Source organism: Nonomuraea gerenzanensis (genome assembly GCF_020215645.1).
GTDB lineage: Bacteria > Actinomycetota > Actinomycetes > Streptosporangiales > Streptosporangiaceae > Nonomuraea > Nonomuraea gerenzanensis.
In genome coordinates, this window is sequence record NZ_CP084058.1 from 7,380,552 (window position 1) to 7,392,533 (window position 11,982).

The 11,982-nt window shown below is 72.7% G+C and carries 9 protein-coding genes; 5 read left to right on the plus strand and 4 right to left on the minus strand.

The genetic code is table 11. From position 1 onward, the window contains the following. Positions 1-55 precede the first annotated feature (55 nt). Genes cobF through LCN96_RS34340 form a run of 3 tightly spaced genes read left to right on the plus strand, consistent with a single transcriptional unit; the run spans position 56 to position 1,884 of the window. A complete protein-coding gene (gene cobF, locus LCN96_RS34330) occupies positions 56-820 on the plus strand; it encodes a precorrin-6A synthase (deacetylating) (protein WP_225266579.1) in 765 nt (254 codons plus the stop codon). A gap of 32 nt (positions 821-852) precedes the next feature. Then, positions 853-1,020 (plus strand): hypothetical protein, encoded by a 168-nt coding sequence (locus LCN96_RS34335; protein WP_225266580.1) that lies wholly within the window; start codon positions 853-855, stop codon positions 1,018-1,020. 42 nt (positions 1,021-1,062) lie between these two features. Further along, positions 1,063-1,884 (plus strand): hypothetical protein, encoded by an 822-nt coding sequence (locus LCN96_RS34340; protein ID WP_225266581.1) that lies wholly within the window; start codon positions 1,063-1,065, stop codon positions 1,882-1,884. A gap of 44 nt (positions 1,885-1,928) precedes the next feature. Here LCN96_RS34340 and LCN96_RS34345 read toward each other — a convergent pair whose 3' ends face one another. The 4 genes from LCN96_RS34345 to LCN96_RS34360 all read right to left on the minus strand — a co-directional run bounded on the left by LCN96_RS34345 (position 1,929) and on the right by LCN96_RS34360 (position 8,065). After that, positions 1,929-3,650, minus strand: coding sequence for an N-acyl-D-amino-acid deacylase family protein (locus tag LCN96_RS34345; RefSeq protein WP_225266582.1), 1,722 nt, complete (start codon positions 3,648-3,650; stop codon positions 1,929-1,931). 106 nt (positions 3,651-3,756) lie between these two features. Beyond that, positions 3,757-5,709, minus strand: coding sequence for an ABC transporter ATP-binding protein (locus LCN96_RS34350; RefSeq protein WP_318528322.1), 1,953 nt, complete (start codon positions 5,707-5,709; stop codon positions 3,757-3,759). Further along, the gene (locus tag LCN96_RS34355) at positions 5,706-7,442 is read right to left on the minus strand and encodes an ABC transporter ATP-binding protein (RefSeq protein WP_225266583.1); all 1,737 of its coding nucleotides are present in this window, start codon (positions 7,440-7,442) and stop codon (positions 5,706-5,708) included. Before LCN96_RS34355 ends, LCN96_RS34350 begins: the two co-directional genes overlap by 4 nt. Beyond that, positions 7,442-8,065, minus strand: a complete 624-nt coding sequence (locus LCN96_RS34360) for a TetR/AcrR family transcriptional regulator (RefSeq protein WP_225266584.1) — start codon at positions 8,063-8,065, stop codon at positions 7,442-7,444. The genes LCN96_RS34355 and LCN96_RS34360 overlap by 1 nt, the downstream gene beginning before the upstream one ends. Before the next feature lie 88 nt (positions 8,066-8,153). On the opposite strand from LCN96_RS34360, the gene LCN96_RS34365 reads away from it, so the two are divergent. Together LCN96_RS34365 and LCN96_RS34370 are read left to right on the plus strand one after the other, a co-directional pair. Next, complete coding sequence (locus LCN96_RS34365; protein WP_225266585.1) at positions 8,154-11,111, plus strand: zinc-binding dehydrogenase; 2,958 nt, start codon at positions 8,154-8,156, stop codon at positions 11,109-11,111. Between the two features lie 137 nt (positions 11,112-11,248). Beyond that, on the plus strand, positions 11,249-11,974 hold the full coding sequence (locus tag LCN96_RS34370) for a helix-turn-helix transcriptional regulator (protein ID WP_225266586.1): 726 nt from the start codon (positions 11,249-11,251) through the stop codon (positions 11,972-11,974). Positions 11,975-11,982 lie beyond the last annotated feature (8 nt).

The following is an 11,982-nucleotide window of genomic DNA, read 5'->3' on the forward strand; positions in this document are numbered from 1 at the left end:
GCGGGTGATCCACCACGGCCTCGGCCCCGGCCCGGGCTCTGGCACACTCTCACAGGTGAAGCGGCTACTCCTCATCGGCATCGGCGCCGGCGACCCCGACCATCTCACCCTGCAGGCGGTCAAGGCGATCGCCGCCGCGGACGTGTTCTTCATCGTGGACAAGGGCGAGGTCAAGCAGGATCTCATCCAGCTCCGGCTGGACATGATCGCCGAGCACGGGCGGGCGCCGTACCGGATCGCCGAGGCCCGCGACCCGGAGCGCGACCGCGACGCCGCCGCCTACACCGCCGCCGTGGACGACTGGCGCTCGCGGCGCGGGCACGCCATCGAGGCGCTCGTCCGCGACGAGCTGGCCGACGGCGAGACGGGCGCGTTCCTCGTGTGGGGCGACCCCGGCGTGTACGACAGCACGCTGGCCATCGTCGAGGAGATCCTCCAGCGGGGGAACGTCACCTTCGACTACCAGGTCGTCCCCGGCATCAGCAGCGTGGCCGCGCTGACGGCCGCCCATCGCCTCAGCCTGACGCAGGTCGGCCGGCCCGTGCACCTGACGACGGGCCGGCGCCTGGCCGAGAGCGGCCCGACGGCCGACGACGTGGTGGTGATGCTCGACGCCCACTGCTCGTTCGCCGGGCTCACGGAGTACGCGATCCACTGGGGCGCCTACGTGGGCACCGCCGACGAGATCCTCGTGTCGGGGCCGGTGGCCGAGGTGGGCGAGCGCATCAAGCAGGTGCGGGCCGAGGCGCGGGCCCGCAAGGGGTGGATCATGGACACGTACCTGCTGCGGCGCCTGTCACCTCGTCCGGAACAAGCCTGACCAGCTCCGTACCCCACTCGGTGTCGTCGGCGGTGGCGAGCAGCACGACGCTCCACCCCGGATCGGGCAGCCGGGCGCGCGGCGCGCAGGCCCGGCCGGCCGCCGCCGTGCCGGTGCACGCGATGACCGGCGTGCTCGCGCAGGCCCCCATCGCCGCGCTGCCGATTCCGAGCGCGCCGGACCGGGCACCGTCGGGCTAAGGTGAGGCGTTCTGATCCGATCTTGACCCCCCGGGAAGCGAAGTGCCCCGTCATCACCGATTAGGCGTCCCCGCCCTGATCATCACGGCTCTCTACGCCGCCGCCCTCCTGACCACCGGCACCCTCGCCCTGACCACCGGCGACGTCGCACCGCTGTGGCGGCTGACGGTGTTCGCGCAGGTGGAGGAGGCCGTCGAGGCCACCCCGCAGAACGTGGCCACCATGCTGCTGATCGGCCTGCCCTGGGCCTGCGCGCTGTGGCTGTGCCTGCGCGGCCCCCGCACGGGGCGGCCGCCCGAGCTGACCCCGCAGGACCGGCGGCTGCGCGTGGCGCTGTACGCGGCCGCGGCGGCCTGGCTGCTCTACCCCATCACGCCCGGCTGGCCCTGGTGGGCGGCCATGCTCGACTCGCTGCTGATGCTCGCGGTGGTGGTGCTGTTCAACCCCGTGCTGGGCGACGGTCTCGAGTACGCGGGCCTGGCGCGGATCGCCGGCATCCTGGCCTACGGCGGCGCCGCCGTCACCGCGGTGACCGACGAACTCGGCGTGGACCTCGGGCCGTTCGTCCTGCTCTGCCTGGTGGGCCAGCTCGTCTGGATGGTGCTGGTGCTGCGCGCGCAACGCTGGGACGACCGCTGGCCGTTCGTCACCTACCTGTACGGGATCACATCCCTGGTGCTGCCGATGCTGGTCATGACGCTGGGCTGGCTGGTCGTGGACGTCGGCAGCCTCTACTACAGCCTCGCGGCGGCGGCCGGCGTGCTGATGGCCACCTGGCTGGCCCAGTCGGCGCACGACCTCGCCGACCCGCGCAACCGGCCCGTCGCGCCCGTACCGCTGCCCACGGAACCGACCACCCCGTGACAGCGCCCGTACCGCCGTCCCACGGAAGCGACCACCCGTGACGCTCACGCGGATCTGCGGTCGGCGCCCAGGAACGTCCCGGTGCGGCGCGCGCTGCCGTAACCGGCGGCGAAGGCGCCGTCCTCGAAGACCGGCTCGCCCGCCACGCACACCGCCCTGACGGCGGCGTCGCTGCGGTTCACCATCCGCCGCACGCCGCCGAAACCCGGCATGGGCGCCTCGTGGTAACCGGCCAGCCGGTCGTCGAGCCCCGCCGGGTCCAGCACGACCAGGTCGGCCCGATCGCCGGTGCGCAGCGTGCCGGCCCGCAGCCCGAACCAGTCGGCCGGCTCGCCGGTCAGCCGGTGCACCGCCTGCTCCACCGTCATGCAGGGCCGCCCCGCCGCCCGCGCGGCCACGACGCGCTGCAGCAGCCGCAGCGGCAGGTTGTAGTGCGCCATGTTGCGCAGGTGCGCCCCCGTCTCGGCGAACCCCAGGTGCAGCGCCGGATGGCCGGCCAGCCTGTCCAGCACGTGCGGCCGGTGGCGGGCGATCGTGGTCCGCCAGCGCAGCCGCGACCCGTGCGCGACCACGAGATCCAGGAACGTCTCGGCCGGATGCCGCCCGCGCTCCGCCGCCACCTCGCCGAACGACCGGCCCACCACCGCCTCGTCGGGGCAGGAGACGATGCCGGCGTCGTACAGATGCCGGAACCTGCTGTCGTAGCCGCGGCGGAACCACCGCCGGTAGGCCCGCCGCGACAGCAGCCGCGCCCGCTCCGCCTCCTGGCGCAGGTGCAGCGCGGCCGCGGTGGCGCCGAACTCCTCGAAGATCGCCAGGTCGATGCCGTCGGCGTACAGCTCGTACGGAACCGGCAGGTGCTGCCAGCGCACCTCCGCCCCCAGCAGCCGATTGGCCGGCATGGTCAGGCCCCCGAGCACGGGCGAGGTGCCGAGATCGAGCGCCGGCAGCAGCGACGTCTTCAGCCGCGGCCGCACCCACAGCCCGGCGCTGGCCAGGAAGAACGGCAGGCTGCTCCACGGCCTGGCGGCGCCGGGGGCGCTCTGCAGCACCCGGCCGCGGGCACGCAGCACCCGGTGCAGCGCCCGGTACTCGCGCCAGCCCGCGAACGTGGACGGCAGCCGCGCCGACCGGAACCGCTCGCCGTCGAGCCGGCAGTACGTGCTGCTCACCGTGGACAGCCCGAGGAACCCGGCGTCCAGGGCACGGTCCAGCAGCGCCGTCATCCGGTCCAGGTCCTGGCCGGTGGCGGGGTCGGCGGCGACCGCGCGGCCCAGCCCCATGACGTACGCGCGCAGGTCGGAGTGGCCGAGGAAGGCGGCCACGTTGGGGCCGAGCGGCCGGGTCAGCAGCGCCTGCACGTACTCGTCGGCGCCGGACCAGCGCCGGTGCCGCTTCAGCGCGTCGAGCACGGCGGCGTGCGGCAGCGCCTCGACCCGGCTGAACAGGTCGGCCGCGTCGTCGGCCGGGCAGTAGACGGCCGACAGCGAGCAGTTGCCGAGCACGACCGTGGTCACGCCGTGCCGCACGGACTCGGGCAGCCCAGGGGACGACAGCACCTCGATGTCGTAGTGCGTGTGCACGTCCAGGAAACCCGGCAGCACCCAGCAGCCGCCCGCGTCGAGCACCCGCCGGCACCCGGCCTGCGGCAGCGGCTCCGCCGAGACGGCCGCCACCCGCCCGGCCCGCACCCCGAGGTCGCGGACGGCGGACGGGCTCCCCGTGCCGTCGAACCAGCGGCCCCCCTTGATGATCAAGTCGAACATCGCGTCCTTCGGCTGTCGCGTACGGTGAGCGATCGTTCGAACACCCTACGGCATGGGACGGCGGCCGGACCGCGCCGCGCCACGCGTGTCCGGCCGCCGTCCCCTCCTAGTCGAGCTCCGCCACCGCCTGGGCGAACTGGGCCGAGTACAGCCGGGCGTACGCGCCGCCCGCCGCCAGCAGCGACTCGTGCGTGCCCTGCTCGACGATCCGCCCGCCGTCCATCACCAGGATCAGGCTGGCGTCGCGGATCGTGGACAGCCGGTGCGCGATCACGAAACTCGTCCGCCCCTTCCGCAGCGAGCTCATCGCCCGCTGGATGAGCACCTCGGTCCGCGTGTCGACCGAGCTGGTCGCCTCGTCCAGGATGAGGATCGCCGGCTCCGACAGGAACGCCCGCGCGATCGTGATGAGCTGCTTCTCGCCCGCGCTGACCGCCGCGCCCTCCTCGTCGATCACCGTGTCGTAGCCGTCGGGCAGCGTGTGCGCGATGCGGTCCACGTGCGCCGCCGCCGCGGCGGCCTCGATCCGCTCGCGCGTGGCGCCCTCCGCGCCGTAGCCGATGTTCTCCGCGATCGTGCCGCCGAACAGCCAGGTGTCCTGCAGCACCATGCCGATGTCGGCGCGCAGCTCCTCCCGCGACATCTTCGCGATGTCGACCCCGTCGAGCATGATGCGGCCGCCCGTCACCTCGTAGAAGCGCATGATGAGGTTGACCAGCGTCGTCTTGCCCGCACCCGTGGGGCCGACGATGGCCACCGTCTGGCCGGGCTCCACGGTCAGCGACAGGTCCTCGATCAGCGGGCGGTCCTCGGCGTACCTGAAGGACACGTGCTCGAACGCCACGCGCCCCCTGACCCGCTCAGGCCGTACGGGCTCGGCCGGCTCGGCCGACTGCTCGGGCGCCTCCAGCAGCTCGAAGACCCGCTCGGCCGAGGCGGCGCCCGACTGCACGAGGCCGGCCATGCCCGCCACCTGGGTCAGCGGCTGGCTGAACTGCCGCGAGTACTGCACGAACGCCTGCACGTCGCCCAGCGAGATCGAGCCCGAGGCCACCTTGAGCCCGCCCACCACGGCGACCAGCACGTAGTTGAGGTTGCCGATGAACATCATGGCCGGCTGGATGACACCGGAGATGAACTGCGCGCGGAAACTGGAGGCGAACAGCGCCTCGTTGTGCTGCTCGAAGGTCTCGGCCGCCTCCTGCTGCCTGCCGAACACCCGCACCAGCGTGTGACCGCCGTACATCTCCTCGATGTGACCGTTCAGCTTGCCCGTCGAGGACCACTGCTTGATGAACTGCGGCTGCGCCCGCTTGCCGACGACCGCCGTCACGTACACCGACACCGGCACCGTGACCAGCGCGATCAGCGCCAGCACCGGCGAGATCCAGAACATCACCACCAGCACCGCCACGACCGTCAGCACCGAGGAGATGAGCTGGCTCATCGTCTGCTGCAGCGTCTGCGCGATGTTGTCGGTGTCGTTCGTGGCCCGGCTGAGGATCTCACCGCGCGGCTGGCCGTCCAGGTAGCTCAGCGGCAGCCGCGCCAGCTTGCCCTCGATCCGCTCGCGCAGCCGCGCCGCCGCCCGCTGCACCACCACGGTCGTCAGCCGGAACTGCACGATGCCCAGCACCGCCGCCACCACGTAGATCGCCAGCACCCAGCCCAGCACATGCGCCAGGGCGGTGAAGTCGATGCCGCGGCCGGGCACGACGCTCATCGAGGCCACCATGTCGGCGAACGTGCCCTGCCCCTCGGCCCGCAGCCCCGCCACGGCCTGCTCCTTGGTCACCCCTGCGGGCAGCCCGGCCCCGATGATGCCGGTGAAGATGAGGTCCGTGGCGTGACCGAGGATCTTCGGGCCGGCCACCGTCAGCGCCACGCTGGCCGCGCCGAGCGCCAGGATCACGGCCAGCAGCGCCCGCTCGGGGCGCAGCAGCATCGCCAGCTTGCGCAGCGTGCCGCCGAAGTCGAGCGCCTTCTCCACCGGGCCGCCCATCATCCGGGCCGGGCCGAACCCGGGCTGCGGGCGCCGCGCCGGCGCCTGAGTCGTCACGCTGCCGCCTCCTGTTCCGTGAGCTGCGACAGCACGATCTCCCTGTACGTCGGGCAGCCGTCCATCAGCTCGCCATGGGTGCCGCTGCCGACGACGCGCCCGTCCTCCAGGACGATGATGCGGTCGGCGTCGCGGATCGTGCTCACCCGCTGCGCCACGATCACGATCGTGGCCTCGGCGATCTCCTCGGCCAGCGCGGCACGCAGCCGTGCGTCGGTGGCGTAGTCGAGCGCCGAGAACGAGTCGTCGAACAAGTAGATCTCCGGCCGGTGCACCAGCGTCCGCGCGATGGCCAGGCGCTGGCGCTGCCCGCCCGAGACGTTCGTGCCGCCCTGGGAGATCGGCTCGTCCAGCCCGCCCGGCATCGCCTCGACGAACTCGCGCGCCTGCGCCACCTCCAGCGCCCGCCACAGCTCCTCGTCGGTCGCGTCCGGCCTGCCGTAACGGAGGTTGGAGGCGACCGTGCCGGTGAACAGGTACGGCGCCTGCGGCACCAGGCCCACCGCGCGGGACAGCGCCGCCTGGTCGAGGTCGCGCACGTTCACGCCGTCCACCAGCACCTCGCCGGCGGTGGCGTCGAACAGCCGCGGGATCAGGTTGAGCAGCGTCGTCTTGCCGCTGCCGGTGCTCCCGATGATCGCCGTCGTACGTCCTGGGCGCGCCGCGAAGCTCACCCCGCACAACACCGGCTCCTCCGCACCCGGGTAACGGAAGTCCACCGAGCGCAGCTCCAGCTCACCGTCGCGGCGCTCCGGCGTGACGGCGGCCACCGGCGGATGCACGGTCGGCTCGGTCGCCAGCACCTCCTCCACGCGCTCGGCGCACACCTCCGCGCGCGGGATCATCATGAACATGAACATGGCCATCATCACCGACATGAGGATCTGCATCAGGTAGGAGATGACGGCGGTCAGCGCGCCCACCTCCATGGCCCCGTCGGCGATGCGGTGGCCGCCGAACCACACCACGGCGACGCTGGAGACGTTCACCACCAGCATGACCGTGGGGAACATCAGCGCCATCAGCCGCCCGACCCGCAGCGACACCTCGGTCAGCAGGTCGTTGTCGCCGGCGAAGCGCTCGCGCTCGTACCGGTCGCGGACGAAGGCCCTGATGACCCGGATGCCGGTGATCTGCTCGCGCAGCACCTGGTTGATGCGGTCGATGCGGTCCTGCATCGTACGGAAGAGCGGGCGCATCCGGACCACGATCACCGCCACGATGGCGATCATCACCGGCAGCGCGACGAGCAGCAGCGACGACAGCGTGACGTCCTGCCGCAACGCCAGCACGATGCCGCCGACGCACATGATCGGCGCGGCCACCATCATCGTGAACGCCATCAGCACCAGCAGCTGGATCTGCTGCACGTCGTTGGTCGTCCGGGTGATCAGCGACGGCGCGCCGAACCTGCCGACCTCCTGGGCGGAGAAGCCCTGCACCCGGTGGAAGATCGCGGCCCGCAGGTCCCTGCCCAGGGCCATCGACGTCCGCGCGCTGTAGTAGACCGCCACGGTCGCGCAGGCGATCTGGACGAGCGTCACGCCGAGCATCACCAGCCCGACGCGCATGATGTAACCGGTGTCGCCCTTGACGACACCGTCGTCGATGATGTCGGCGTTGAGAGTGGGAAGATAGAGCGTGGCCAGCGTCTGCACGAACTGGAAGAGCACGACGAGCGCGATCTCTCTCCGGTACGGCCTGAGCTGGACCCGCAGCAGACGGAGCAACATCAGCAGGGGCTCTCTCGGTCGGGGGCGGGTAAGGGCCTGACGAGCAGCCCGTCGAGCAGCACGGAGACGATCTCCTCGTCCTCCATGTCCGCGAAGTCGCCGCCCTGGTCGAAGACGCGGTGCACGGACACCGCCATCAGCATGAGCAACAGCTGCGCCGCGGCCTCCGGCGAGCGCCGCAGCCGGTCACGATCGGGCTCCATGAGGGCGGCCAGCGCGAGCATGATCTGGTGCCGGCCCGCCATCATGCGCTGCCCGAACTCGGCGTCCTCGGCCATCAGCTCACGGGGGACGGCGAAGAGGTTGGCGTTGGCCCGCATCCCGGCCCGGATCTTCGCTACCGCCTCGCACAACCGCTCCCGCAACCCGCCTTGCGTGCCGATCTCCCGCAACGCCTCCACGGCGTTGCGCGGGTCGAACGCGCTCATCAGCGCCGCACGCAGCAACGACGCCTTGTCGGGGAAGACGCCGAAGATCGTGCCCTCGGCGACGCCCGCCGCCTCGGCTATCTGACGGGTGCTCACCGCCGCGCCGTGCTCCCGCAGCAACGGGATCGTGGCGGCGATGAGCGCGGCCCGGCGGTCCTCCGGCGCCATGGCCGGGACCCTCCGCCTCTTGTTCATGCCAGGAAGCGTAATGAGCGAGTACTCACTCATTCAAGGGGTTTTATGGTGAAGGCAGTGTGACCCGTTAAGCACGCACAGTAGTCATATGCGATGCCACCCCGATGCCGAGCAGCCGCCCGCCTCCCGCCGTACCCGGCTGCGCGCCGCCCCGTACGAACCGGGCGGGCTCCCCATGCCGGGGATCATCCTGGCCCGAGCCGGCGAGCAGCTCGAACGCATCCGCGCGGACTGGCGCGAGGCCCGCTACGACCGCTTCCTCCCCGAAGCCCGCCACGCCCTCCTGCACCGCTACGCCGACGCCCTCACCCGCCTGCTCCCTTCCACCACGGACCTCCCCGCACCGCTCACGGTGGCCGCCCCCTCCACCCCGCCTCCGGCGGCCGGCCTTCCCACCTCGCTCACGGCGGGCCCCCTTCCCACCTCGCTCACGGCGGGCCCCCTTCCCAGCTCGCTCACGGCGGGCGGCCCTCCCACCCCGGCCACCGTCCCGTTCACCGTGGACGACCTCCTCGCCGCCGGCCTCCTCCCCCGGCATCGCCGCCTCGTCACGCTCCTGCTCCACCTCCTGCACGAGCACGGCCTTGCCGAGCACGAACCCGCCCGCCCCGAGGACCGCTGGCGCCTCGCCGCCCCGGCCGACCCGGACGGCCTCACCCGCGCCCTCCTCCTGCGGCACCCGGCGTACGTCACCGAAGTGGCGCTCACCACCCGCATGGGACGCCACCTCCCCGCCGTGCTCCGCGGCGAACAGGACCCCCTCGACCTGCTGGAGGACGGGCTCCTACGGCACCTGTACGACGTCGCCCCGCTGTCCCGCCTCACCAACCGGGTGGCACGAGCCCTCCTCGGCCAGATCGTCGCCGCCTGGCCCGGCGACCGCCCCCTGCGCATCCTCGAAGTGGGCGCCGGCACCGGCGGCACCACCGCCGCCCTCCTCCCGATCCTCCCGCCCCACCTCACCCACTACACCTTCACCGACCCCGACCCACTGGCTCTCACCACCGCCCGACGCCGCTTCTCCAACTACGACCTGCCCGCCCACCCCGACCACCCCGACCCCGGCCACCCCGACCCCGGCCACCCCGACCCCGGCCACCCCGACCCCGGCCACCAGGGCCCCGACCACCCCGAGCCCGACCACCAGGGCCGCGCCCATCACCACCGGATCGACTACCGGCGACTCGACCTCGGCACCGACCCCACAACCCAGGGCCTGACCACCGGCGGCCACGACGTCGTCATCGCCGCCAACTCCCTGCACGCCGCCCAGGACCTGCCCGCCGCACTCGACCGCGTCCGCAGCCTCCTCGCGCCCGGCGGACACCTGCTCGCCATCGAGACCCACGACCCCGGGCTGCTCCTCGGCGCCTTCGGCCCGCTCGACCACGCCTGGCCCGCCACCGGCGACCCCCTGCGCCCGCGTACCCGGCTGCTGCGCCGCGAGCAGTGGCCGCCGCTGCTACGCGAATGCGGCTTCACGCACGTCACCCAGACCGGCGACAGCACCACCCCTGCCCGGGACGCCTTCTCCATCCTCCTGGCCGCCCGCCCCCGCGCCCGCAACCGAACGCGTCCACTTCCGGTCGCGTCCGGGGAGACCCGGTGGATCATCGCCGCGGAATCGGAGGACGGCCTGCCGCTGGCCGACGCGGTCGCCGCCCTCCTGTCCGCCCCGGACGGGGACGTACCAGACGAGCCTGACCCGACCACCAGCACCACCAGCAACGCCGCCACCGCAGCGACCGACAACGCACGGCAGGTGGTCGCGGTGCTCGCCGAAAATCAGCCCGGCCGGTGGTGGCAGGAACTCATGTCCGCCCACCCGACCAGCCAGAGGATGGCCGTCACCCTCGTCCCCGCCGAACAGCACCCCCCTCACCCCGGCGACCAGCCACGCTCAACCACCCTGCGAGCCATCGAACGCGCCTTCACCGAACTCCCCGCCACCGTCAACCGATCCCTGTACGTCATAACCCGCGACACCACCCCAGACCCGGCACCCACCTCCCCCGACCACTCCAGCCTCCACATCGCCCTCCACCCCAGCGAAAACCTCACCGCCGACGCCCACAAACTGGCCCGCGAACTCCTCACCACCCCGACGGACAACGAAGTCGTCCTGACCCCACGAGGCCGCTTCGTCATCCGCGAACTCCCCCACACCCCCCTCACCCCCCACGCCCTCGACCACACCACCGAACCGACCTGGACCCCCACCACCCCACCCCCATCCCCCGGCCCCGGCATGGCAGCCGTAGAAGTACGCGCCGCCACCTTGCCGCACCCCACCCCGTCCGGCGGCTGGTGGTCCTGCGCCGGCGTGGTCACCGCCGTGGGCCCCGGCGTGCCGGCCATCAGACCGGGCGACCACGTGGCGGGCCTCGCCCAGGGCACCCTCGCCTCCCACGTCCTCACCCAGGCCCGCCTTCTCACCCCCACCTCCCGGAGCATGAGCGACGCGGAAGCCGCCACCACCCCTCTGCCGCACCTGCACGCCCACCTGGCCCTGACCGTCCAGGCCAAGCTGTCACCCGACGAGACCCTCCTCCTGCACGACGACGCCACCGGCCTCGGCCTGGCGGCCCTGCGCCACGCCCTGCACTGCGGCGCCCGCGTCATCGCCGCCGCCCGCACCCCGGCCCAGCGCGACCTCCTGCTCACCCTCGGCGCGTGGCGAGTCCTCGACGCCCTCGCCAGGGACGCCCCCCGACAGGTCCTCCGGTGGACGGACGGCCGGGGCGCCGAGGTCATGGCCGGCCCCGTTCCCCCCGGCTGGGAGCGGGCACTGAACCCGGACGGGCGTTACGTCGAGCTCGGCGCCGCGGACCCGTCCGACCCTGACGTGTTCGCCGAGGTCATGTCGGGAGCGGCCCGCGATCGGTGCCTGCCGCTGCCGTTCAGCGCCTACCCCGCGACCCGCGTACGGGAGGCGCTGACGTCCCTGCGGGAAGGCCGGCCCCTCGGCGAGATCGTCCTCTGCTTCGACCCCCTGGACGGCCATCCCGCCCTCACCGTCCAGCCGGCCACACACCTCAGGACCTGAGCATCGACCGCGGGTGTGCCTCCGGTTCAGCATCCTGGCCGCGCCCTTTACGTTGTAGATCACATACTTACGGAGGACCCCATCCAGCCGCACCGAGCCGTCTAACATGAACGGAGTTCCTGAGACGAGGGAGGCGTGTGGAGGAGAACGTGCCGCTGGCTCAGCTCACCCGCCGGCTCGAAGAGGTGGTGAGCGAGCTGCGGGGCCTGCCCGTGGACGTCGAACGGCTGGAGGACGGCGATGACGTCCGGCGCCGGATCCTGGAGGCGGCGTCCTCCGCCCGCGAGGTGCGCGCCATGCATCCCGTGGGCCCGGCCGAGCCGGAGCGGCGCGAGCACCTCACCCGGCGCCAGAACCTCGACGCCCTCGAACGCGGCATACGGATGCGCACCATCGTGCACGCCGACGTCCTCGACAACCCGCGCAACGCGGCCAGGATCCGGCAGTTGCACGCCGCGGGCGACCTGCACCGGGTGGCGGACGAGCCGATCCAGCAGCTCATCGTCTTCGACCGGACGGTGGCCTTCCTCCAGTTCACCCCCGTGGCCTACACTCCCGGGGCGCTGGTGATCAGGCAGCAGAGCCTGATCACCGCACTGATCGGGCTGTTCGAGCAGACGTGGGCGCGGGCGCGCGAGGTCACGGAGCCGACGCACCGGCTCAGCTCGCGGGAACGGGAGGTGCTCGCGCTGATCGCCCAGGGACGGTCGAACGGTGCGGTCGCCCGGGCGTTGTCGATCACTGAGGCGGCCGTGGGGAAGCATGTGGCGAGCGTGTTCGCCAAGCTGGAGATCCCGGCCACGGCCGATGACAACCGGCGGGTGCTGGCGGTGCTCGCCTACCTGCGGGGGACGGCGAGGTGATCGGCGAG

Coding starts and splice junctions, on each gene's coding strand:
- LCN96_RS34345 (WP_225266582.1), bottom strand. CDS start 3,650: ATGTTCGACTTGATCATCAAGGGGGGCCGCTGGTTCGACGGCACGGGG.
- LCN96_RS34355 (WP_225266583.1), bottom strand. CDS start 7,442: ATGTTGCTCCGTCTGCTGCGGGTCCAGCTCAGGCCGTACCGGAGAGAG.
- LCN96_RS34360 (WP_225266584.1), bottom strand. CDS start 8,065: ATGAACAAGAGGCGGAGGGTCCCGGCCATGGCGCCGGAGGACCGCCGG.
- LCN96_RS34365 (WP_225266585.1), top strand. CDS start 8,154: ATGCGATGCCACCCCGATGCCGAGCAGCCGCCCGCCTCCCGCCGTACC.